This window comes from Microbacterium phyllosphaerae, assembly GCF_017876435.1.
Taxonomy (GTDB): domain Bacteria; phylum Actinomycetota; class Actinomycetes; order Actinomycetales; family Microbacteriaceae; genus Microbacterium; species Microbacterium phyllosphaerae.
The window spans coordinates 1245814-1268655 of the sequence record NZ_JAGIOA010000001.1 but is presented as its reverse complement, the minus strand read 5'-3'; the positions used below and the strand labels follow the sequence as shown (position 1 = coordinate 1268655).

Annotated in this window: 15 protein-coding genes and 1 tRNA gene; 7 read left to right on the top strand and 9 right to left on the bottom strand. The window is 68.7% G+C overall.

Annotated features, from left to right (window positions below; all coding sequences use genetic code 11):
• Positions 1-32: 32 nt before the first annotated feature.
• The 9 genes from JOF42_RS05910 to JOF42_RS05870 all read right to left on the bottom strand — a co-directional run bounded on the left by JOF42_RS05910 (position 33) and on the right by JOF42_RS05870 (position 9191).
• Positions 33-121 (bottom strand) — tRNA-Ser (locus tag JOF42_RS05910).
• Positions 122-215: 94 nt separating this feature from the next.
• Complete coding sequence (locus tag JOF42_RS05905; RefSeq protein WP_210097012.1) at positions 216-1223, bottom strand: LacI family DNA-binding transcriptional regulator; 1008 nt, start codon at positions 1221-1223, stop codon at positions 216-218.
• Positions 1224-1266: 43 nt separating this feature from the next.
• Positions 1267-1944, bottom strand: a complete 678-nt coding sequence (locus JOF42_RS05900) for a hypothetical protein (RefSeq protein WP_210097011.1) — start codon at positions 1942-1944, stop codon at positions 1267-1269.
• Positions 1945-1946: 2 nt separating this feature from the next.
• Positions 1947-2852 (bottom strand): carbohydrate ABC transporter permease, encoded by a 906-nt coding sequence (locus tag JOF42_RS05895; protein WP_210097010.1) that lies wholly within the window; start codon positions 2850-2852, stop codon positions 1947-1949.
• Complete coding sequence (locus JOF42_RS05890) at positions 2849-3850, bottom strand: carbohydrate ABC transporter permease (RefSeq protein WP_210097009.1); 1002 nt, start codon at positions 3848-3850, stop codon at positions 2849-2851. The genes JOF42_RS05895 and JOF42_RS05890 overlap by 4 nt, the downstream gene beginning before the upstream one ends.
• A gap of 67 nt (positions 3851-3917) precedes the next feature.
• Complete coding sequence (locus JOF42_RS05885; protein WP_210097008.1) at positions 3918-5210, bottom strand: ABC transporter substrate-binding protein; 1293 nt, start codon at positions 5208-5210, stop codon at positions 3918-3920.
• A 162-nt stretch (positions 5211-5372) separates the two neighbouring features.
• On the bottom strand, positions 5373-6299 hold the full coding sequence (locus tag JOF42_RS05880) for a glycoside hydrolase family protein (RefSeq protein WP_210097007.1): 927 nt from the start codon (positions 6297-6299) through the stop codon (positions 5373-5375).
• Positions 6296-7387 carry a Gfo/Idh/MocA family protein gene (locus tag JOF42_RS05875; RefSeq protein ID WP_210097006.1) on the bottom strand — a complete coding sequence of 364 codons (1092 nt, stop codon included), beginning with the start codon at positions 7385-7387 and terminating at the stop codon, positions 6296-6298. The genes JOF42_RS05880 and JOF42_RS05875 overlap by 4 nt, the downstream gene beginning before the upstream one ends.
• Before the next feature lie 28 nt (positions 7388-7415).
• Positions 7416-9191: an ABC transporter ATP-binding protein gene (locus tag JOF42_RS05870; protein ID WP_210097005.1), complete on the bottom strand. Its 1776-nt coding sequence runs from the start codon at positions 9189-9191 to the stop codon at positions 7416-7418.
• 68 nt (positions 9192-9259) lie between these two features.
• Here JOF42_RS05870 and JOF42_RS05865 point away from each other — a divergent pair, with 68 nt between their 5' ends.
• From JOF42_RS05865 to JOF42_RS05835, 7 genes are all read left to right on the top strand, one after another.
• A complete protein-coding gene (locus JOF42_RS05865; protein WP_210097004.1) occupies positions 9260-10225 on the top strand; it encodes a serine hydrolase domain-containing protein in 966 nt (321 codons plus the stop codon).
• Between the two features lie 273 nt (positions 10226-10498).
• Positions 10499-16786 carry a rhamnogalacturonan lyase family protein gene (locus tag JOF42_RS18065; RefSeq protein WP_343847735.1) on the top strand — a complete coding sequence of 2096 codons (6288 nt, stop codon included), beginning with the start codon at positions 10499-10501 and terminating at the stop codon, positions 16784-16786.
• A 111-nt stretch (positions 16787-16897) separates the two neighbouring features.
• Positions 16898-17290, top strand: a complete 393-nt coding sequence (locus JOF42_RS05855; protein WP_210097003.1) for an L-rhamnose mutarotase — start codon at positions 16898-16900, stop codon at positions 17288-17290.
• The gene (rhaI, locus tag JOF42_RS05850; protein ID WP_210097002.1) at positions 17287-18453 is read left to right on the top strand and encodes an L-rhamnose isomerase; all 1167 of its coding nucleotides are present in this window, start codon (positions 17287-17289) and stop codon (positions 18451-18453) included. Before JOF42_RS05855 ends, rhaI begins: the two co-directional genes overlap by 4 nt.
• Positions 18454-18525: 72 nt before the next feature.
• Positions 18526-19380 (top strand): alpha/beta hydrolase, encoded by an 855-nt coding sequence (locus tag JOF42_RS05845; RefSeq protein WP_307803554.1) that lies wholly within the window; start codon positions 18526-18528, stop codon positions 19378-19380.
• On the top strand, positions 19377-21413 hold the full coding sequence (locus JOF42_RS05840; RefSeq protein WP_210097001.1) for a bifunctional aldolase/short-chain dehydrogenase: 2037 nt from the start codon (positions 19377-19379) through the stop codon (positions 21411-21413). The genes JOF42_RS05845 and JOF42_RS05840 overlap by 4 nt, the downstream gene beginning before the upstream one ends.
• A complete protein-coding gene (locus JOF42_RS05835) occupies positions 21410-22807 on the top strand; it encodes a rhamnulokinase (RefSeq protein WP_210097000.1) in 1398 nt (465 codons plus the stop codon). Before JOF42_RS05840 ends, JOF42_RS05835 begins: the two co-directional genes overlap by 4 nt.
• Positions 22808-22842 lie beyond the last annotated feature (35 nt).

Sequence of the window (22842 nt, the reverse complement as noted above, 5' to 3'; positions counted from 1 at the left end):
GAAAATCCCTGCCGGAGCAGGGATTCATACTGCGGAGACGAGGGGATTTGAACCCCTGGTCCCCGTGAGGGGACTCCACCTTAGCAGGGTGGTGCACTCGGCCGGACTATGCGACGTCTCCAGGCATCCGACTCGTGAAGAGCGGATGCACCTTGCAAGCATAACGGGTTCCCGTGGCTGGAACGAATCGTGAACCGGCAGTCACGAATCCGACCTCAGGCTCCGCCGGAGCTGGACTCCCGCACGACGAGCTCGGGCTGGAATCGCACGCGCCGGTCGTGTTCGACGCCGTCGAGCTCCTTGAGCAGCAGATCCACCCCGGTCCAGCCGAGCAGCCGAGCCGGCTGCCTCACCGAGCTCAACGGCACGACGGTCGCCGAGGCGAAGTCGATGTCGTCATAGCCGACCATGGCGATGTCGTCGGGCACGCGGATCGCGGAGCCGAAGCTGAATGCCTGGAGAAGTCCGACGGCCAGGAGGTCGTTCGCGGCGAAGACGGCGTCCGGTCGCGCGTCAGCGGGCCGTGCCGCGATGGCCTCACCCGCAGCCCTCCCCTGAAGGACCGTGAGGGCAGTCTGCTCGAAGACCTCGAGCGTCACCTCGGGGTGCGCGGCGACGGCCGCCTGCACACCGCGAAGACGATCCGCGACCTGGTGCACCGACTGCGGTCCACCGACGAACGCCAGTCGGCGTCGTCCGGATGCGAGCAGGTGCTCGGCGGCGAGTCGGCCGCCCTCGACGTCGTCGACCGAGACCGATGGAAGAAGCCCCTCCTCCACCTCGCGGTCGACGAGGATCACCGGCATGCCACCCGCGGCGAAGCGGTGCACGGCCGAGAGGTCGTCGGAGGCGGGCGTCAGCAGCACGCCGTTCACCCGCTGCTCCTGGAACAGCTCGAGATGCGCCAGCTGGCGCTCATCCCGCTCGTCGCTGTTGCCGAGCAACACGGTCATGCCGGCATCCGCTGCTCTGTCTTCCGCCCCGCGCACCACCTCGGCGAAGAACGGGTTTCCGATGTCGGGCACGACGAGTCCGATGCTGCGGCTGCGGCCTGCTCGCAGCTGCCTGGCCGCGTCGTTGCGCACGAAGCCGAGCTCCTGGATGACCCGCTGCACGCGCTCGACCGTCTTGGCCGAGACGCGTTCCGGCTGGTTGAGCACGTTCGAGACGGTGCCGACCGAGACGCCGGCCGCAGCCGCGACGTCTTTCACCCCTACCGCCATGGCGTGCCTCCGTCCGTCCGCGCGTGCGCCAACGACTACCTTCTCATCCCGCGCGGTTCTCTCCACGCCTGCGACGCGCGGGCACGGCGACCACGGCGAGCGCCGCGCACCCGATTCCGGCGATGAACAGGGGCGCGAGCGCCCAGGTCACGACTCCGGTGAAGACCGCGGCGGCCGCGATGTACGCGGCGCCGGCGGCATCCGCCCTGATGGCTCCGGGCACCGCACGCACGGCGTCCTTCCATCCGAGCGTCGGCGACCAGGCACCTGCGGCGAGCAGCACGGCGACGGCGAGAGCGAGCAGCCCCGCCCAGCCGACGACCGCGATGGCCTCACCACCGGGCAGCGCACCCGACCCCGCGAGCACGACGTCGATCGTGAGCACCGTCGCGATCAGCGCAGCCGGCACACCGACGGCGAGCGACGGCAGGATGCCGGCGCGCACGTCCTCCCAGAACAGCGCGGTGCGCGAGTCCTCGGCCGCGACGAAGCGCCGCAGATGACGGATGCCGGCGGCCAGCGCGATCGGCAGGGTGACGACGCCCAGGGCGATGATCGTCATGAGCAGCCCGACCGTGAGCACCTCGCCGAACAGACCGAACTTCGCCGTCGCGCCGGGGTTCACCCCGGGTTCGACGCCGGCGACCGTGGGGCCGGCGCCGGAGCGCGCCTCACGCTTCGCCGCCCGGTGGGCCCGACGGTCTGCGCTGATCACCGACATGACTAACCCTTCAGTCCCTGGGTGGCGACACCGTCGACGAGGAAGCGCTGGAAGACCACGAAGAACAGCAGCACCGGCAGCAGCGCGACGAACGAGGCCGTGACCGTCGCGCCGTAGTCGGACGACGAGGTCTGGTCGTTGTAGAGACGCAGCGCGATCGGCAGCGGGTAGTTCTCGGGGCTCGTCAGGTAGAGCAGCGGGCCGAGGAAGTCGTTCCACGCCCAGATGAACGAGAAGATCGCGCAGGTGATCAGCGCCGGCTTGATGAGCGGGAGGATGATCGACCAGAAGATCCGCAGATGCCCCGCACCGTCGATGCGGGCCGCCTCGTCCATGTCGCGCGGCATCTGACGGATGAACTGCACGAGCAGGAAGACGAAGAACGCCTCGGTGGCGAGGAACTTCGGCAGGATCAGCGGGATGAACGTGTCGACCCAGCCGAGCTGATTGAAGATGATGTACTGCGGGATGATCACGACGTGGAACGGCAGCAGCAGCGTGCCGATCATCGCGGCGAACAGCACACCCAGACCCTTGAACTGCACGCGGGCGAACGCGTACGCCGCGAGCGCCGACGAGAGCACCGTGCCGACGACCGCGGAGACCGCGAGGATCAGCGAGTTCAGGAAGAAGCGCCACATCGGCACTCCGGCGATGCCCTCCATCACCTTGCCGTAGTTCTCGACGGTCGGCGCCTGCGGGAACAGACCGGGGTTCTGACCGAACTCGGAGTTCGGCTTGAACGTCGACAGGAACAGCCATAGCAGCGGATAGAGGACCACTGCGGTGAGCACGATCAGACCGATGAACCAGATGACGGTCTGCCAGGTCTTGCGCTTGATCCTGCGCCGAGGCGTGGAGGCGGATGCAGTGACGACGGCCTCGGTGGTGGGGGTGGTGATGCTCATTTGTCGTCTCCCGAGTAGTGCACCCACGACCTCTGGGTGCGGAAGAGGATGAAGGCGATGATCGCGACGACGACCAGCAGTACCCAGGCGATCGCCGCGGCGTAGCCCATCTGTCCGTCGGAGAATCCGCGCTTGTACAGGTACACGGTGATGAAGTTCGTCATGCCGGCGGGACCGCCGGTGCCGTTCGAGATGATGTACGCCGAGGCGAACACCTGGAAGGCGCCGATCAGACCGAGCAGCAGGTTGAAGAACATCACCGGCGAGAGCATGGGGATGGTCACCGCGCGGAACCGGCGGTAGGCGTTCGCGCCGTCCATCTCGGCCGCCTCATACAGCTCCTTGGGGATCTGCTTGAGACCGGCGAGGAAGATCACCATCGTGGCGCCGAACTGCCACACCGCGAGCAGGATCATCATCGGGAGCACGAGGCTCGGGTTTCCGATCCACCCTCCGAGGTCGACGCCGAAGATCTGCAGGCCGCTGTCGACCGGGCCGTCGGTGGAGAACATCGCTCGCCACACGATCGCGACCGAGACCGAACCGCCGATGAGCGACGGGGCGTAGAACGCCGAGCGGAAGAAGCCCGCACCCTTGTCGCGGTAGTTCAGGAGCATCGCGACCGCGAGCGCCGCGGCGAGGGTGATCGGGGTGCCGATGAACACGTAGACCAGGGTGATCTGCGCCGACTGGATGAAGTTCGGATCGCTCGTGAAGAGACGGATGTAGTTGTCCAGGCCGATCCACTTGGGCGGCTGGAAGATGTTGTACTTCGTGAAGGACAGGTACAGGGAGTACACCATCGGCACGCCGGTCAGCCCGAAGAAGCCGATCAGCCATGGGGTGAGGAACGCATAGCCGGTCGCGGTCTCGCGACGCAGACGCGCGCGCTGGCCGGGCCGTGCGGGCTCGTTCTCGGGGCGGCGGCCGCTGCGCAGCGCCCGCCCTCGCCCGGACTTCTTGCCCGTGACGATCGTCCTGGTCGCCGTCGTGCTCATGACAGCTCCTTCCGAAGTGGGTGGGGTGCGGTGGGCCGGGCGGACATCGCCCGGCCCACCGACGGAATCACTGGTTGAGGACGACGTCCATCTCGGAGAAGAACTGCTTCACGGCCTCGTCGACCGTCGTCGTGCCGAAGTTCAGCTCGGTGCCCAGCACGCGGAACTTCTCCTCGAGGGTGCCGTAGCCGACGATCGGCACGGGCGGGGCGTCGCCGAGACGGTCGGCGATGGAGTCCTCGTAGTCCTTGACGAGCTGGCTCATCGGGTCGAGGTCGGCCGCCTCAAGAGCGGTCTCGGATGCCGGGAGACCACGGTTCGTGCCGAAGATCTCACCGGACTCGGGCGAGTTGACCAGGAAGTTGACGAGCGTCGCCGCCGCCTCCGGGTGCTTGGTCTTGGCAGAGATCGTGTGGAGCATCGACGGCTTCAGGTAGAGGTCCTTCGCGCCGTCCTTGGTGACGGGAGGAGCCACGAGGCCGAGCTCGGTGTAGTTCTCGCCGAGGTTGGCGAGGTAGCCGGCACCGAAATTGTCCCAGGTCAGCTCGCTGGCGTTCTTCGCCGCATCGAAGGCACTGAGCGGGTTGAGCTCCTCGACCGTCTGCTGTGGAACCACAGCACCGTCGCGGATGTCGTCGCCGGACTCCCAGAACTCCTTCAGACGGTCTTCGTCGAAGCCGGGGGTGCCGTCCTCGTCGAACAGGTTCTTGCCCTCGCTGCGCAGCTGGATCTCGAAGTTCTGGATGCGGCCGGTCCAGTCCGACCCGCCCCAGAACGCGCCGCCGCTGGCGTCGGTGACCTCGCCGATCCACTCGTCGTAGTCTTCCCAGTCGCCGCCGGCGAACTCCTCGACGCCCGCGGTCTCGAGGAGCGCCGGGTTCGTGAACATGCCCCACGCGTTGGTGGAGGTCGCGATGCCGTAGGTCGTGTCGTCGACGACGCCGATGCCGAGGATCTTCTCGGGCAGCGGGTCGGTCTCGATGACGGATCCGAGGTAGGGCTCGAGGTCGAGCAGCAGGCCGTTCTCGGAGTACTGACGCAGGTACGAGTAGTCGAACTGCATCACGTCGGGGAGTCCGCCACCGGCGGCCTCGGTCTGGCGCTTCTCCCAGAACTCCGGGAACCCGAGGAAGGTCGCGTTGACCGTGATGTTCGGGTACTCCTCGTTGAACGCCTCGATCGCCTTGTTGTACAGGTCGGCGCGGACGTCGTTGCCCCAGAAAGCGAGGTCGAGCGTGACCTTCTCATCCGGGTCGTAGGTGGCCCCTGCCTCGGGGGTTCCGCCGGCGCAGCCGGCGAGCACCAGCGCTGCGCTGGTGGCGACGGCCGCTGCGGCCGCCAGACGCTTCTTGCTGAACATCGTTGTCCTCTCTGGTGAACGTCCTCGTTCGGCAGTGCCGCGGAACGCCTGTGTCCATGTGGTGCGGGATGCGATCTCCGAAGTGCGGGGAAAACGCTTACCTGCACGCTAATCCAGATTGAAACGTTTCGCAACCGGCAATTCTCACCAGGATTACATCGATTACCGTCCGGGTTTCCAGTCTTCCACGACCAGGTTCCCGGCATCGACGTCGAGACCCAACCGATATACCGCCGCGCGCCGCTGCTCCCCTGTCGCCGCGTGCACGGGAGCGTCATGGGCGGTGCCGAAGAAGTAGAACCACAGCTCATCACCGTCGCGCACATGAGCGCCGTGGTTGCCGTGCCCTCCGCCGGGAAGGTCGGCGAGGATGACAGCATCCTCTCCGCCCTGACGCACCCAGCCGATGCCATCATCCGAGCGATACACGCCCATGCCGCGCCACTCGTCGACGATCATCCACCAGAAGCCACCGAGCTCGAACACGGTCGGGCCCTCGTGCGGTCGCCCACCGACGGCCACGCCGTCGAGACTCCACTCACCGAGGTCGGCGGATGACGCGACCATCGTGACCGAGTCCGCCGCCTCGTCCTTGTACCAGAGCCGCCAGAGCCCGTCAGGCGTGCGAGCGACGGCCGCGTCGATCACGCGGTCGCTGCTCAGCGCCAGCGCGCCGCGACGGCTCCAGTGGCGAAGGTCGTCCGAGACGTACTCGACGATCTCGCGCACGAACCCGGGCCACCGGTCGGGGATGCCGTCGATCTCGGTCAGGTACATCCGCCACCGCGCGCCGTCCCAGACGACCTCGGGAGCCCAGTGCGTGCGGTCGACTTCGGCCGGCGGCGGCCCGGACTCCAGGACGAGGCCGGATGCGGCGGGCTCGAGAGTCCCGTCGTACGTCCACTCCACGCCGTCGGCGGAGGTGGCGACACCGATCCTGCTGCCGTGGATCCACGAGACACCGGGGCCCGAGTCCTCGAGGCTCGCCCGTCGCTGCGTGTAGAACATCCACCAGAGGCCGTCCGCGTCGATCACGACACGCGGATCCGTCGCGCCGTCGTAGACGGGGTCGCGGTAGAGCTCGATCATCGGCGCAGGTCTGCGACCGGGCTCGCGAAACCTGCCCGATGCGTCGGGTGAGCGGCCAGCAGCTCGGGCGTGATCACCGCGCCGTCAGCTGCGGCCGACGCGTAGATCCCCGCCACGATCTCGAGCGATCGGGAGGGAGCATCCGCGGTCGACGGCAGGGACCCGCCGTCGAGCAGAGCGTCGAACACGTCGCGCAGCAGCGGTTCGTGGTCGCTGCGCTCCTCGGCATCCGGGAACACCCACCCCTCGGCCTCGGCCTCGAACCCTGGGGCCGGGGTGATCCGCCAGTTCTCATGCCCGTGTCCGTAGACATGGTCGACGGTGATCGTGGCCTTCTGCGTGTCGATGCGGATCGAGCTCGTCTCTCGAGGCGACACCGCGCTCGTGACGACCTGCGCGACCACGCCCTGCTCGAACACGATCGTGGCGGTCGAGACGTCCTCGGTCTCGGTCTCGCGGTCGAGCCGCCAGAGCCGGCCCTGCACCGACGACCAGTCGCCCAGCAGATGCGCGAGCAGGTCGATCTGATGGATGCCATGGCCGAGCGTCGTGCCGCCACCCTCGGTCTCCCACTTGCCCCGCCATGGGACGGCGAAGTAGTCGGCGCCACGGAACCACAGCGTCTGGCACACCGCGACCAGCGGACGACCGAGCGCGCCGCTCTGCAGCAGCCCCCGGACGTGTGCGGCGGCCGTGCCTGTGCGCTGCTGGAACACGACGGCGAGCTGCCTGTCGGCCGCGAGAGCGCCCGCGCGCATCTCGTCGAGTTCATCGAGGGAGGGTGCCGGTGGCTTCTCGACGATCACGTGGGCTTCCGCGGCGAACGCGGCCAGCGACTGCGCCCGGTGCGGTGCGGGAGGCGTGCAGATGAGGACCACGTCGGGGTGCTCGGCGGCGAGCATCTCCTCGAGATCGCCGTAGGCCGCGGCGATGTCGTATCGGCCGGCGAACTCCTGGGCCTTCTCGAGGCTGAGGTCGGCCACGGCGACGAGCTCGGCTCGCGGATACGCGGCGACTGCGCGGGCGTGCGAGTTCGCGACGGATCCGGTACCCACCAGGGCAGCGCGAAGGGTCTTCTCGGAAGTCATCGGTCCTCCTCAGGACGGTGAGTCGGTGTCATCTCAGGCCGTTCTGCACCAGGTGCAGCCGAGCGTAGCGCCCGTCGGCGGCGAGCAGTTCGTCGTGCGAGCCCTGTTCGACGATGCGTCCGTGTTCGAGGACGATGATGCGGTCGGCCTGACGGATCGTCGACAGGCGGTGGGCGACGACCAGGGTCGTGCGCCCGCGCATGAGCCGTTCGAGAGCCTCCTTCACGAGCCCCTCGGACTCGGGGTCGAGGGCGCTCGTCGCTTCGTCGAGCAGCAGGATCCTGGGGTCTCGCACCAGTGCGCGGGCGATCGCCAGTCGCTGACGCTGCCCACCCGAGAGCCGTGCCCCTCGCTCGCCGACGACCGTGTCCCACCCGTGAGGCTGCTCGCTGACGAACTCCCACGCGTTGGCATCCCGCAACGCCTGCTCGACCCGATCCGGAGTGACGTCGGGCATGCCGTAGGCGATGTTCTCGAAGACCGACCCCTCGAACAGCACCGACTCCTGAGGGACGACCGAGATGGATCGACGCACCGTCCGGAGGTCGAGCTCCTGCATGTCCTGCTTGTCGAGCATGATCCGGCCGCTCGTCGGTCGGACGAAGCCGAGCACGAGGTTGAGGAGCGTCGACTTGCCCGACCCCGATGACCCGACGAAGGCGACCGTCTCCCCCGGCGCGATGCGCAGGTCGATCTCGAACAGGGCATCGTCCTCGGCATCCGCGTATCGATGGGTCGCCGACTCGAGCACGATCTCGCCGGTGACGGCCGCGACCGTGCGCTTGCCGGAGTTCTGCTCGACGTCGGGCTCCTGCAGCACCTCGGCGATCGAACGGACGGACTCGAGACCGCGGGCACCGACGGGGATGAGCATGAGCAGCTGCGTGAGTCCGCCGGTCAGCAGCGTGAAATAGCTCGAGAGCATCACGACCTCACCGGGCGTGATGGGCAGGAAACCCGTGAGCGCACACACGGCGGCGAGCATGAGGCACGCGACCCCGAGCAGCTGCATCGCGACCCACGAGATCGAGGCGACGCGGCCGTTGAGAAGATCGAGGTCGAGGCCCGCCCGGCGCACTCCGTCGGCGCCGCCCGCGACTCGCGTGATCGCCGTCTCCTCGAGGCCGTGGGCCCGGGTCACCGGGATCAGCGAGGCCATCTCGCCGACGCGCGCCGACAGCGTCTCGATCTCTCGGCGGAACACCTCGTTGCGGCGCTTCGAGCGGTTGCGCATGCCGTAGCGGATGCCGATCGCGATGGGCACGGCGAGAGCATAGACGGGCAGGAACTGCGGCACCGTGACCGCCGTCATGGCGAGCGCTCCGAGCATGACCATGGTCGACGAGAGCAGTGGATGCGTGACCTGCTGCAGCATGAGCTCGACGTTCTCGACGTCACGCACGACCTTGGTCTGCACGATCGATGAGCTCATGCGCGTGTGATAACCGATCGACAGGCTCTGCAGGCGGGCGGTGAGGGCGTTGCGCAGATCGGCGCCGAGGTCGCGCACCACGGTCATGAAGTTGCGCGTGTAGATGATGTGGTTCGGATAGTTCTGGAGCAGGAGGACGGCGGCGAGCGCGAACCACCAGAGCACCTCGGTGACGTCGCCCTTGCTCGCCACGACATCGATGATCGCGGCGGTGATCACCGGCAGGAACCACAGCGGGATCTCCTTCACCGCGAACGCGGTGATCGCGAACGTGAGGCGCCAGGGGCGGCGCGCGACGAGACGCAACACAGAACGGGTCGGGTGCTGACCGTCGATGAGCGCGGCCGGGTGGGAAAGCGCTTTCTGTGTCATGGTCCTATCGTAGAGTCACCATCGTCGCCAGGGAAGCGTGACGACCTGATCCGGCCGGGAGCACACACATGACCTTCGACGCAGCGTTCGACTGGGCCCGCCGCCACGTGGATGCGGAGAGGCTGCCCACCGCCGTCGTCGGTATCGCGACGGCCGACGGCATCGTCGGCCTCGACGGGTTCGGCGCCGCCACGGATGCCGTCTACCCGCTGTTCTCGATCACGAAGGTCCTCACGGGCATCACCGCAGCGAGGGCGATCGAGCGCGGCCGGCTCACCCCGAACACTCCGTTGACCGACGCACTCCCCGACTTCGGGTCGTCTCGCGATGACATCGTGCGGCTGTGGCATCTCGCCTCGCACACGTCGGGAATCTCCGAGCCGGCACTCGACACGGCGCTGTCGCTGCGCCACGAACTGCTCACCCGCGGGCGGGACTTCGCGGCGGGAACCGCGTCGCGCTATTCGACACTCGCCTTCGAGGGCATCGCGGCACTGATCGAGCATGCGACGGACACGACCTGGGATGACGGCACTCTCGAGTGGGCCGCGCAGATCGGCGCGATCGGCCTGACCCTCGACACCGCGGAGTCGATCGGAGTGCCGGATGCCGCGTCGGGAGGCCTCGACCTCGACCGGTTCCACGCGACGCGGGCCCCGGGTGCGGGCCTGCTCGGCAGAGCCGAGGACCTGCTGCACCTCGGCACCGAGCTGCTGCGCATCGACAAGGGCGGCCGCAACGGCATCCTCTCTCCGGCCGGTCTCGCCATGATGCGGCGTCCGCTTACGGGCGACATCCCCCGCCTCGACCCGTACCCCGACGAGCGCGGTCAGGACTGGGGCTTCACGTTCAATCTGCGCTCCCGCGCCCCCGGGCTCGTCGACCGCGACGTCTTCGGCCACGGCGGCTGGGCCGGCACCGAGTTCTGGGTGCACCCCGGTGCCGGAGTGGCCTGGGTGCTGCTCACCAACGCCGCCGTCCGCCCCGGTGTCGACGCCGACGAGCTCGACAACGCGGTGATCAGCGCGCTCTAGCGCGTCCCGCCCGCAGGACGGTCGGCACCCGCGCGAGCCTCCGGGCTCCCATCCGAGAGCCGCCCTGAAACGTCTCAAGAAAGTTCTTGCCACTGCGTCCGGCCGCATGCAAGGATCGGTGCCAACCCTCGGGAATACGTTTTCCGGGGCAATTCGGATCCATCAATCGGCCGAGACGCAGTGGTCTCTTCGCCTCGGCTCCCCCTTTTGATATCCGCACCGACGCGGGTCTCTCAGTCGTACCCCTTAGCCAGTGATGTCCAAGGAGGAACCGTGGAGCATTCCACCCGTTCTGCACGAAAGTCCCGTCCGTTCTCGCGCCTGCGCGCAGGGTTCGCCGCCGCCACGATCGCCGCCGTGATCGGGGCGACCATGACCGCCGTCCCGGCGTCGGCCGCACTCGAACCGGCCGCCGACGGCGCCTGGCGCTTCGACTTCGGCACGGCCACGAGCCCGGTCGCCGAAGGATACGAGCCGGTGCTCACGACCTCGCTCTACACCGCCGCATCCGGGTGGGGGGTGACGGTTCCCGGCGGTGTCGCCCTGTTCGCCCGTGACCGCACCGGCAACCGCACTCCGGCAGACCCGGTCGCCGAGGACTTCGTCGCGGGGACCTCGTGGGGCTTCCTGATCGACAGCGTGCCCGCCGGCGAGTACGACGTGACCGTGACGATCGGCGACGCCCTCGCGACCGCGTCGAGCACCAACGCCACGCTCACGCTCGAGGGGGTCGCGCAGACTCGACTGCTCTCTTCCAAAGGCGGCTCCGCCACCGAGACGTTCCGCACGAAGGTCGAGGACGGCCAGCTGACCGTGGGCTTCACGGGAAGCGGCCTCGGGGCCTACGTCAACGGACTCGTCGTCGCCCCGGTGCTCCCGGCCGTCCCGGCCGAGCTCGCGGTGGCCAAGGTCGCCTGGAACACGGTCGATCTCTCCTGGGCTCCCGCGGATGGCGCCACCTCGTATCGCGTGCTCCGAGCCGATGTCGACGGCGATTCGGTCGGCGACTTCAGTCGGATCGCCGAGATCGAGACGACGACGTTCTCCGACACCGCAGTCGCCGAGGGCGACTCCTTCGCCTACGCGCTGGAAGCCGTCAACTCCTACGGGCTCGTGTCCGCCCGCACCGCCGAGGTGCGCAGCGGCGCGATCCCGGCTCTCGCCCCGCCGGCGGCGCCTGAAGGACTCGCCGTCGCGCAGGTGACCAAGGAGAGCGTCGCACTGACCTGGACCGCGACGCCGAACGCCGACGAGTACGTCGTCGAGAGGGCGGGCGCCGACGGTCCCTTCGCCGCCGTCGCCACGGTGTCCGCTCCCGCATTCACCGACACGGTCGACACGTCCGAGAAGTGGTCGTACCGCGTCATCGCACGCAATGCGGCCGGTGCCTCCGATGCATCCGTCACCGTCGACTCCGCGGTCTACGCGGCGCCGGCGCCCCTGCCCACCGGCGACCGGATCGTCTTCGACTTCGGCCCCGGCGCCCTCGCCGACGGCGCCGTCGGCGTCACCTCGACGGTCGGGTTCTCCGACGAATGGGGATACGGCTTCAGTACCGCTCCGACCTCCGCCGAACCCGATGTCGATCGTGGCGGCGACGACCCGCTGCGGGGAGACCACGTCGCAGCGCAGGGAGGCACCTTCGAGGTGCAGCTCGGGGCGGGCGACTACCTCGTCACCGTCATCGCGGGCGACCGCAGCGCGGCGAGCGAGATCGCGATCACCGCGGAGGGCATCGCCAAAGTGCAGACCACGGCCAAGCCCGCAGGTGAGTATCTCGAGATGGCCTTTCCGATCGCTCTCATCGACGGGCGTCTGACCCTGCAGGTCGGCGGCTCGGCGGCAGCGCTCGACGCGCTCACCATCACGCGCCAGACGAGCCGGGTGCCCGGGGCGCTGCCGACGGTGTACCTCGCCGGTGACTCGACCGTGCAGACGTACACCGACACGTTCGCGCCGCAGGCGGGCTGGGGTCAGATGATCGACCGCTTCTTCGCGGATGACGTCGCGTTCGCGAACCACGCGATCGGCGGACGGTCGTCGAAGAACTTCATCACGCAGGGCCGCCTCGACGAGATCCTGCGCGGAATCCGCCCCGGCGACTATCTGTTCGTGCAGTTCGGGCACAATGACGCGACTCAGGGCGTCGACGACCGCTACGCGTCTCCCTCCGACTACAAGGAGTACCTGCGCAGCTATGTGCAGGGGGCCCGCCAGCGCGGCGCCACCCCCGTGCTCGTGACCCCGGTCTCTCGCCGCAGCTTCAATGCCGAGACGGGTGCTGCCAACGTGAGCTTCCCCGAGTACGTGGCCAAGATGATCGAGCTCGCGCACGAAGAGGGCGTCTCGCTCGTCGACCTGTCGGCGTCGAGCCGTGCCTACCTCGACGAGATCGGCCCGGAGGCCGCGAAGTCGGTGTTCCTCTGGGTCGATCCGGGCATCTTCCCCGGACGCCCGTCCGGCACCCAGGACGACACGCACTTCCAGGACTACGGTGCGATCCAGATGGCTCGTCTGATCGCCCAGGATGTCGCCGCGCTCGACGACCCCCTCGCCGCGAAGGTCGTCGACGTCGAGCCGCCCGCCGCGGTGCCGGCCGCACCCGCGAATCTCGTGGCCGGCTCCATCTCGAATGCCGGTGCCGTGCTGCAGTGGAATGCGTCTTCGGGCTCAGACATCTACCGCATCGAACGCCAGGCCACCGCCGACCCCGAGCAGGTCTGGTCGTTGGTGACCACGACCACGCAGACGAGCGCCATCGTGCAGGGCCTCGCCGAGGGCACGGGGTACCGCTATCGCGTGTTCGCGGTGAACGGCCGGGGTGTCTCGGACGCGTCGAACACCGTGAGCTTCTCGACCAAGCAGGCGAAGTGGAAGTTCGACTTCCAGCTCACCGGCGGTGTCGTGATGCCGGGCTACACCGAGGTGAACCCCGACGACGGGTACACGGATGACGCCGGATTCGGGTTCGCGACCCCGCTCGCCGCGAACGCCGGGCGCGACCGCGGGACCGCGGGTGGCGCGAGCGACCTCGAGCGGGACTTCATCCTCCCCGGGGACTCGAGCGAGTTCCTCCTCGACGTGCCGAACGGCACCTACTCGGTCAAGACCTACTCGGGCGACTGGATCGGCTCCACCCGGACCAACTTCGACATCGAGGGCAAGGCCTTCGGAACGGGCAATGCGGGCTCCGGCTCGGTGAATTCATCGGTCCGCGGCCCTGTGCTCGTCACCGACGGTCAGCTCACGGTGCGGGTGCACGGTGCCGCCGCAGGAACACGCCTCAACGGCATCGAGGTGACCCCGATCCTGCTGGGCCCGGCGGGGCTCGAGGTGACGGACGTGGACGCGGATCCTGCGGCGCCGACCGTCTCCCTCGCCTGGGCGGCCGAGCCGGGGATGAGCTGGAAGGTGTACCGCACCTCGGCGTTCGACAGGTCGTCGACCCTCGTCGGCGAGACGACGACGGCCTCGTTCGTCGATGCCGGCGCCCGCCTGGGACTCGACTACGTCTATCACGTCACCGCTGTCGACCAGACCGGACTCGAGTCGGTGCCCTCGGCATCCGTCGACGTCTCGCTGGTGGACTCGGCGGTCGACGTGCCGTCGGCGCCCACCGCGCTCGCGGTCGACCGGCTCGAGAAGCGCGAGGTCGAGATCTCGTGGGCGCAGCCGAGCACCGCCGTGTACACGATGGTCTTCCGATCCGAGATCGAGGGGGAGCGCGGTGAACTCGCCGGCTTCGCCAGCGCGAACCGCTTCGTCGACACCGACGTGCTGACCACGATCCCGTATCACTACACGGCTGTCGCGGTGAACGCCGGTGGTGCAGGACCCGACTCCGCGCAGCTGAGCACGGAGGCGGCCACCGTGCTGCAGCGGCAGGCCGAGTATCTCGACCGTGCCCCCGCGGCAGTGCAGACGGACGACGGCGTGCTGGTCAGCTGGCGCATGCTCGGCACCGACCCGGATGCGATCGCCTTCCATGTCTACCGTGACGGCACCCGCATCACGGACGAGCCGATCACCGACTCGACCAACCTCCTCGACGCCGACGGCTCGGGCGACTCGACGTACTTCGTCACGAGCCTCATCGACGATCGCGAGGTCACGGTGACGGACGAGTTCGGAGTGCAGGACGGCGACCACCTCTCGATCCCTCTCGACAAGCCTGCCGACGCGTACACGAAGGACGGACAGCCGTACTCGTACCGCGCCAACGACGCGAGCGTCGGCGACCTCGACGGCGATGGGCAGTACGAGATCCTCGTCAAGTGGGACCCCTCGAACTCGAAGGACAACTCGCAGTCGGGTTACACCGGCAACGTGTACCTCGACGCCTACCGTCTCGACGGCACGCGCCTGTGGCGCATCGACCTGGGCGTGAACATCCGGGCGGGCGCCCACTACACGCAGTTCCAGGTGTTCGACTACGACGGCGACGGTCGCGCCGAGGTGATCATGAAGACCGCCGACGGCACGATCGACGGCGTGGGACAGCCCATCGGCAACGCGAGCGCCGACCACCGCAACAGCACGGGCTACGTGCTGACCGGGCCCGAGTACCTCACCGTCTTCCACGGCCTGACGGGGGCTGCGGTCGACACCGTGGACTACGTGCCGGCCCGAGGTGACGTCGGATCGTGGGGCGACACCTACGGCAACCGGGTCGACCGGTTCCTCGCGGCGACTGCGTACCTCGACGGCGAGCACCCGAGCGCGATCTTCAGCCGTGGGTACTACACCCGCGCCGTGATGGCCGCGTACGACTTCGACGGCACGACGCTCACGCAGCGCTGGGTGCTCGACTCGAACGAGGCCGGCAACGAGGGCTTCTACGGGATGGGCAACCACAACCTGTCGGTCGCCGACGTCGACGGCGACCAGAAGGACGAGATCGTGTACGGATCAGCCACGGTCGACGACGACGGCACGCTCCTGTATTCGACAGGGCTCGGTCACGGCGACGCGATCCATGTCTCGGATCTCGTTCCGTCGAACCCCGGCCTCGAGGTGTTCGCCGCGCACGAGGAGATGAAAGCCTCGGGCAACTCCGGCGCGACGATGCGCGATGCCCGCACGGGTGAGGTGCTGTGGTCGATTCCCGCGTCCAAGGACACCGGCCGCGCCGCCTCCGGCGACATCGATCCCCGGCATGAGGGCGCCGAAGGCTGGGCGATCGGCGGTGACGCCGCGTGGAACTCCCCCGTCGGCCAGCTGCGGTCGTCCTCGGGTGAGCTCATCGGCGAGCGCATCCCCGCGGCGAACTTCCTCGCCTGGTTCGACGCAGACCCGCTGCGGGAGATCGTCGACCACGACTGGAACGCCGAGACGTCCACAGGCGTGCCGACCGTGTCGAAGTGGAATTGGGAGACTGAGTCGAGCGACGTCATCCTGGAGGCCGACGGGGCGCTCTCCAACAACAGCACCAAGGGGACGCCGAACCTGCAGGCGGACCTCTTCGGCGACTGGCGGGAGGAGATCGCCTGGCGCTCCGACGACTCGACCGAGCTCCGGGTCTACTCGACCATCGACGAGACGGATCTGCGCCTGCGGACCCTGATGCACGACCCCGTGTACCGGCTCTCGGTCGCCTGGCAGAACACCGGCTACAACCAGCCGCCGCAGACGAGCTTCTTCCTCGGCGAGGGCATGGAACAGCCGCCGGCTCCGCGCATCGCGGTCACCGGTGACCCGTCGGGGGCAGTCGACCAGACGGCTCCCGTCATCTCGGGGCTGCCGGCGGACGGCACCCTGCTCCCCAGCACCTCGACGTTCACGGTCGACGTGACCGCCGAGGATCCGGAGTCGGGCGTGCGCACACTCGACATCACGTTCGACGGCGAACCCATCGCGCCGGGACAGAGCATCGATCTGGCCGACCTCGCCGGAACGCACACCGTCACGGTCAACGCGGTCAACCACGACGGCCTGGTCACCCGTGCCGAGGCTCAGATCCTGGTCTACGACGACGAACGCCCTGCGGCGAAGCCCGCCCGAGGCACGCTGTCGACGGACTCGGGCTGGGACACCGGTCTGCACGACGGTGAGTTCACCGTGTCGATGAACCTCTGGCACGGTGTGAACGGCGCGGTGTTCCGGCTCTACGAGAACGGGACGCTGATAGCGACGAAGCTGCTCGACGCCGATTCGCCGAAGGCCCAGCTCACCACGGTCGCGGTGAGCGGCAGAGCGAACGGCACCTACGTCTACACGGGCGACCTGATCAATGCGAAGGGGACGACAGCGACGACATCCGTCACGGTGAAGGTGAAGGACGCAGCCCCCGGGGTCCCCGTGGTCAGCCATGACAACTGGGATCGCGACGGCAGCTACACGGCGACCACCGATCTCTGGTGGGGCACGAACGGCACCGAGTACCGGCTCTACGAGAACGGGGTGCTGATCGACACGCAGGCACTGGTGGCGGCCTCCCCCTCGGCGCAGCGCGCGAAGACAGCGATCACCGGACGCGCACCCGGCACGTACGCATACATCGCCGAGTTCTCCAACGCCGCAGGCACCACGGCCTCGAGAAGCGTGACCGTGACGGTGCGGTGATCCGCGGCTCCATCCGAGACATGGCCGGTCGCTTGACAGAGCGGCCGGCCATGCTAGTGTTGAGACATTGAATGAAACGATTCAAAACCACTCGATGAAGAGAGAACGATCATGACCCGCGTCGCGTTCCAGTTGCAGGTACGTCCTGAACTGCTCGACGAATACCTCGCCCGTCACTCGCCCGTGTGGCCCGAGATGCTGGCCGAGATCGCGGCCGCCGGCCGCCGCAACTACTCGCTGTTCCTCGCCGACGGCGGCACGCTGATCGGCTACTACGAGGTCGACGACGACGACGCCGCACAGGCCTACCTCGCCGCATCCCCCGTCGCCGCCCGCTGGGAGGCCGAGATGAGCCGCTTCTTCATCGGTCTCCACGGCCGCCCCGATCAGGCGGCCACGACACTCACCGAGGTGTTCCACCTCGAAGACCAGCTCGCCGATGCCGGCGACTCCACAGCATCCGACACAGACAGCCGCAACGACACCGAAGGCAGCGCCTCATGAGCATCCTCTCGTCCGACAACCTCGCAGCTCTCGAGCAGCAGGGCATCGAGCTCCCCAGCTGGGCGTTCGGCAACTCCGGCACCCGCTTCAAGGTGTTCGGCACGCCGGGCACCCCGCGCGATCCGTGGGAGAAGATCGCGGATGCCGCACAGGTCAACAAGTACACCGCGCTCGCTCCCGCGGTCGCCCTGCACATCCCGTGGGATCTCGTCGACTCGTTCTCGGATCTGCGCAAGCACGCTGAGGATCTCGGCGTGACCCTCGGCACGGTCAACTCCAACACGTTCCAGGACGACGACTACAAGTTCGGCGCCCTGACGCACGAGGACGCGGCGATCCGCCAGAAGGCGATCGACCACCACCTCGCCTGCATCGACGTGATGGATGCCACGGGCAGCCGCGACCTGAAGATCTGGCTCGCCGAGGGCTCGAACTACCCCGGCCAGGCCGACCTGCGCGGCCGCCAGGACCGCCTGCAGGAGTCGCTGCAGCAGATCTACGCCCGCCTCGGCGACGACCAGCGCCTCGTGCTGGAGTACAAGTTCTTCGAGCCGGCGTTCTACCACACCGATGTTCCCGACTGGGGCACGTCGTACGCCCAGGTCTCGTCGCTCGGCGACAAGGCGATGGTGTGCCTCGACACCGGCCACCACGCCCCCGGCACCAACATCGAGTTCATCGTCATGCAGCTGCTGCGCCTCGGCAAGCTCGGCTCGTTCGACTTCAACTCGCGCTTCTACGCCGATGACGACCTCATCGTCGGCGCAGCCGACCCGTTCCAGCTGTTCCGCATCCTGTTCGAGGTCGTCCGTGGCGGCGGCCTCAACAACCCCGATGTGGCGTTCATGCTCGATCAGTGCCACAACGTCGAAGACAAGATCCCCGGCCAGATCCGTTCGGTGCTGAACGTGCAGGAGATGACGGCCCGCGCGCTGATCGTCGACCGCGACGCCCTGGCCGCGGCGCAGAAGTCCGGCGACGTGCTGGCTGCGAACGCCGTCTTCATGGACGCGTTCTACACCGACGTGCGCCCCGCCCTCGCCGAGTGGCGCGAGTCGCGCGGTCTGGCCGCCGACCCGATGGCGGCCTACGCCGAGTCGGGCTACCAGCAGAAGATCGCCGCCGAGCGCGTCGGCGGCGTCCAGGCCGGCTGGGGCGCCTGAGCGCATCGACCCGTTCGGGTGCGGGAGCCGATCCCCGCGCCCGGACGCCCCATCGACAGAACGGATGATGCTGTGAGCGATCAGGTTCTCGACGGACCGCACGGCCCGCTGCGTGTGCGCGTGTACACGCCGGAGAACCCCGCGGGTCCTGGACTCGTCTGGGTGCACGGCGGCGGGTTCGCCGCCGGCGAGATCGAGATGCCCGAGGCCGACTGGGTCGCGCGGAGCTTCGCGGACCGCGGCATCGTGGTGGTGTCTGTGGACTATTCCCTCGCACCGTTCCCCCGCGCCTGGGCCGAGGCCGCCGGAGCCCCCGAGCGCGACGGCGTGCACTACCCCGTCGCCTCCGACGAAGTCGAGGCCGCCTTCCGCTGGGCCGTCGACTCCGATCTCGCAGACGGTCCGTGGTCGATCGGCGGAGCGAGCGCGGGCGGCAACCTCGCGACCGGTGCGGCGCTCCGCCTCAGCCACGGTTCCGGACCCGTCCCCGCTCTCGCGGTGCTCGCGTATCCGACGCTGCACGCCGTGCAGGGAACACCGGATGCTGCGCTGCGCGCGGCGCTCGACGCGGATCCGGAGGCGGACACGTTCGGCCCCGACCCGGTTCGCGTCATGTACGAGAACTACCTCGGCGGCTCTGTCGACGACGCCGAGGTCTACGCGGTGTCCGGCACCGCATCGGTCGAAGAGCTCTCACGCTTCCCCGCCACGATCATGATCAACGACGAGGTCGACGAGCTGCGCGTCTCGGGTGAGGCCTTCGGCGCCTCGCTGACAGCCGCCGGTGTCGATCTCGACATCTCGACCGAGCCCGGCACCCGCCACGGCCACCTCAACCGACCGGAACACGCGGGGGCGACAGCATCGATCGACCGCTTCGCCGCCCGCATCCTCGCCACTTCTCCCGAGAACAAGGAACAGCCATGACCAACCCCACCGCCGCCGCCCTCATCGAGCGGTCGAACCGCCTGGGCGCCGACCCCAAGAACACCAACTACGCCGGCGGCAACACGTCGGCGAAGGGTACCGAGACCGACCCGGTCACGGGGCAGCCGGTCGAGCTGATGTGGGTCAAGGGATCCGGCGGCGACCTGGGCACCTTGAAGGAGCAGGGGCTCGCGGTGCTGCGCCTCGACCGCATGCGCGCGCTCGTCGACGTCTACCCCGGCCTCGAGCGCGAAGACGAGATGGTCGCCGCGTTCGACTACTGCCTGCACGGCAAGGGCGGCGCCGCCCCGTCGATCGACACCGCGATGCACGGCCTCGTCGACGCCGCACACGTCGACCACCTGCACCCCGACTCCGGCATCGCGATCGCGACCGCCGCCGACGGCGAAGCACTGACCACGAAGATCTTCGGCGACAAGGTCGTCTGGGTGCCGTGGCGTCGTCCCGGCTTCCAGCTCGGACTCGACATCGCCGCGATCAAGGCGAAGAACCCGCAGGCGATCGGCACGATCCTCGGCGGACACGGCATCACCGCCTGGGGTGACACGTCGGAGGAGGCCGAGGCCAACTCGCTGTGGATCATCGACACCGCAGCCGCCTACATCGAGGCCAACGGCAAGGCCGACCCGTTCGGCGGTGTCCGTGCCGGCTTCGAGGCCCTCCCCGAGGCTGAGCGTCGCGAGCGCGCCGCCGCCCTCGCCGGCACCATCCGCGGCATCGCATCGACCGACAAGCCGATGGTCGGCCACTTCACCGACTCCGACGTCGTGCTCGACTTCCTCGCCTCCGACCGCGCCCCCGAGCTCGCGGCCCTCGGCACCAGCTGCCCCGACCACTTCCTGCGCACCAAGGTCAAGCCGCTCATCCTCGACCTTCCGGTCACGGCATCCGCCGACGAGCAGATCGCCCGTCTGCACGAGCTGCACTCCGAGTACCGCGCCGACTACCAGGCGTACTACGACGCACACGCGACGAGCGAGTCGCCGGCGATCCGCGGCGCCGACCCGCTCATCGTGCTCGTGCCCGGCATCGGCATGTTCTCGTACGGCGCGAACAAGCAGACCGCCCGGGTCGCCGGAGAGTTCTACGTCAACGCGATCAACGTGATGCGTGGCGCCGAGGCCCTGTCGACCTACTCCCCCATCTCCGACGCCGAGAAGTTCGACATCGAGTACTGGGCTTTGGAAGAGGCGAAGCTGCAGCGGATGCCGAAGCCGAAGTCGCACCAGGGCCGCATCGCGTTCGTGACCGGTGCTGCCAGCGGCATCGGCAAGGCGATCGCCACCCGTCTCGCAGCCGAGGGCGCCTGCGTCGTCATCGCCGACCTCGACCTCGAGAAGGCCAAGGCCGCTGCCGCCGAGCTCGGAAACACCGACGTCGCGATCGGCGTCGCGGCGAACGTCGCCGACGCGGATGCGATCCAGGCCGCGCTGAACGACGCCGTGCTCGCCTTCGGCGGCGTCGACCTCGTCGTCAACAACGCCGGACTCTCGCTGTCGAAGCCGCTGCTCGAGACCACCGAGAAAGACTGGGACCTGCAGCACGATGTCATGGCCAAGGGCTCGTTCCTCGTGTCGAAGGCCGCGGCACGCGTGCTGATCGACCAGAAGCTCGGCGGCGACATCATCTACATCTCGTCGAAGAACTCCGTCTTCGCCGGCCCGAACAACATCGCCTACTCGGCGACGAAGGCCGATCAGGCGCACCAGGTGCGGCTGCTGGCCGTCGAGCTCGGCGAGTTCGGCATCCGTGTCAACGGCATCAACCCCGACGGCGTCGTGCGCGGCTCGGGCATCTTCGCCTCGGGCTGGGGTGCGAACCGCGCCGCGACCTACGGCGTCGCCGAAGAGGACCTCGGCCAGTTCTACGCGAACCGTACGATCCTCAAGCGCGAGGTCGTTCCCGAGAACGTGGCGGATGCCGTGTACGTGCTGACCGGCCCCGAACTCAGCCGCACCACCGGGCTGCACATCCCGGTCGACTCCGGCGTCGCCGCGGCGTTCCTGCGATGACGGTCCGGTCCGTCGCCGCCGTCGACCTCGGGGCGACCAGCGGTCGCGTCATGATCGGGCGGATCGGCGACGGCCGGCTCGACCTCGAACTCGTCTCGCGGTTCCCGAACGGACCCGTCGAGCGCGAGGACGGCCTACACTGGGACTTCGGCGCTCTCTACGAGCACGTCGTCGAAGGCCTCGCCGAGGCCGTGCGCCGCGAGCCGGGAATCGAGAGCATCGGCATCGACTCGTGGGCCGTCGACTACGGCCTGCTGAACGACGGCGCGCTTCTCGCCGAGCCGTTCCACTATCGCGACGACCGCACCGTGCGCGGCGTCGACGAAGTGCACGCGATCGCTCCGTTCGCCGAGCTGTACCAGCGCAACGGACTGCAGTTCCTGCCGTTCAACACGCTGTACCAGTACCGTGTCGACACCCGTCTCGCCGACGCCAATACCGCCCTGCTGATCCCTGATCTCATCGCGTTCCTGCTCACCGGAACGGCCGTCGCCGAGCGCACGAACGCGTCGACCACGGGTCTGCTCGGCGTCGAGTCGGGCGAGTGGGACACCGAGCTGGCAGATCGCCTCGGCATCCCGTCGGGGATCCTGCCTCCGCTGGTCGACCCGGGCGCGACGATCGGCATGCTCCGCGCCGACCTGGCTGAACGCATCGGCAAGGACCTGCCCGTGATCGCGGTCGGCTCGCACGACACGGCATCCGCCGTCGTCGCCGCTCCCCTGTCGACCCCGCACTCCGCGTACATCTCGTGCGGCACCTGGGGCCTGGTCGGCGTCGAGCTGACAGACCCGGTGCTGACGGATGCCGCGCGCGAGGCGAACTTCACGCACGAGCTGGGAGTCGACAGCCGCTACCGCTTCCTGCACAACGTGACGGGACTCTGGCTGCTGAGCGAGACCGTGCGCGCGTGGGAGGCGGAGGACGGCTCGTCGATCGACCTGCCCGAGCTGCTGGCTGCGGCATCGGCGGTCGACGCCGACGTGCCGCTGTTCGACGCGAACGACGCGTCGCTCGCCGCACCGGGCGATATGCCGGCGCGCATCGCGGCGCTCCTCGGGGCGGATGCTCCGTCGACGCGGCCGGCGTTCGCCCGCTCGATCGTCGAGTCGATCGCGACGGCGTTCGCGGACGCCGTGCAGACGGCATCCGATCTGTCGGGGCGCGAGCTCGACAGCATCCATCTGGTCGGTGGCGGTTCGCTGAACCGCCTGCTGTGCCAGGCGACGGCCGATCGCACCGGCCTTCCGGTGCTCGCGGGGCCTGTCGAGGCGACCGCCCTCGGCAACGTGCTCGTGCAGGCGCGTGCCCTCGGCGCCGCGCCGTCGACGCTCGAGGAGCTGCGCGCGCTCGTCGCGGCAACCCACGAGCCGGAGCGCTTCGACCCGCGCTGACCCGCCTCTGCTCTCGGGCGACTGACGCCGCTGCG

Bases quoted from the DNA above. Each gene is read 5' to 3' on its own strand.
- JOF42_RS05895 (WP_210097010.1), bottom strand. From the start codon at position 2,852: ATGAGCATCACCACCCCCACCACCGAGGCCGTCGTCACTGCATCCGCC.
- JOF42_RS05855 (WP_210097003.1), top strand. From the start codon at position 16,898: ATGACCCGCGTCGCGTTCCAGTTGCAGGTACGTCCTGAACTGCTCGAC.
- JOF42_RS05890 (WP_210097009.1), bottom strand. From the start codon at position 3,850: ATGAGCACGACGGCGACCAGGACGATCGTCACGGGCAAGAAGTCCGGG.
- JOF42_RS05835 (WP_210097000.1), top strand. From the start codon at position 21,410: ATGACGGTCCGGTCCGTCGCCGCCGTCGACCTCGGGGCGACCAGCGGT.
- JOF42_RS05880 (WP_210097007.1), bottom strand. From the start codon at position 6,299: ATGATCGAGCTCTACCGCGACCCCGTCTACGACGGCGCGACGGATCCG.
- JOF42_RS05840 (WP_210097001.1), top strand. From the start codon at position 19,377: ATGACCAACCCCACCGCCGCCGCCCTCATCGAGCGGTCGAACCGCCTG.
- JOF42_RS05885 (WP_210097008.1), bottom strand. From the start codon at position 5,210: ATGTTCAGCAAGAAGCGTCTGGCGGCCGCAGCGGCCGTCGCCACCAGC.
- JOF42_RS05905 (WP_210097012.1), bottom strand. From the start codon at position 1,223: ATGGCGGTAGGGGTGAAAGACGTCGCGGCTGCGGCCGGCGTCTCGGTC.
- JOF42_RS05900 (WP_210097011.1), bottom strand. From the start codon at position 1,944: ATGTCGGTGATCAGCGCAGACCGTCGGGCCCACCGGGCGGCGAAGCGT.
- JOF42_RS05865 (WP_210097004.1), top strand. From the start codon at position 9,260: ATGACCTTCGACGCAGCGTTCGACTGGGCCCGCCGCCACGTGGATGCG.
- JOF42_RS05875 (WP_210097006.1), bottom strand. From the start codon at position 7,387: ATGACTTCCGAGAAGACCCTTCGCGCTGCCCTGGTGGGTACCGGATCC.
- rhaI (WP_210097002.1), top strand. From the start codon at position 17,287: ATGAGCATCCTCTCGTCCGACAACCTCGCAGCTCTCGAGCAGCAGGGC.
- JOF42_RS05870 (WP_210097005.1), bottom strand. From the start codon at position 9,191: ATGACACAGAAAGCGCTTTCCCACCCGGCCGCGCTCATCGACGGTCAG.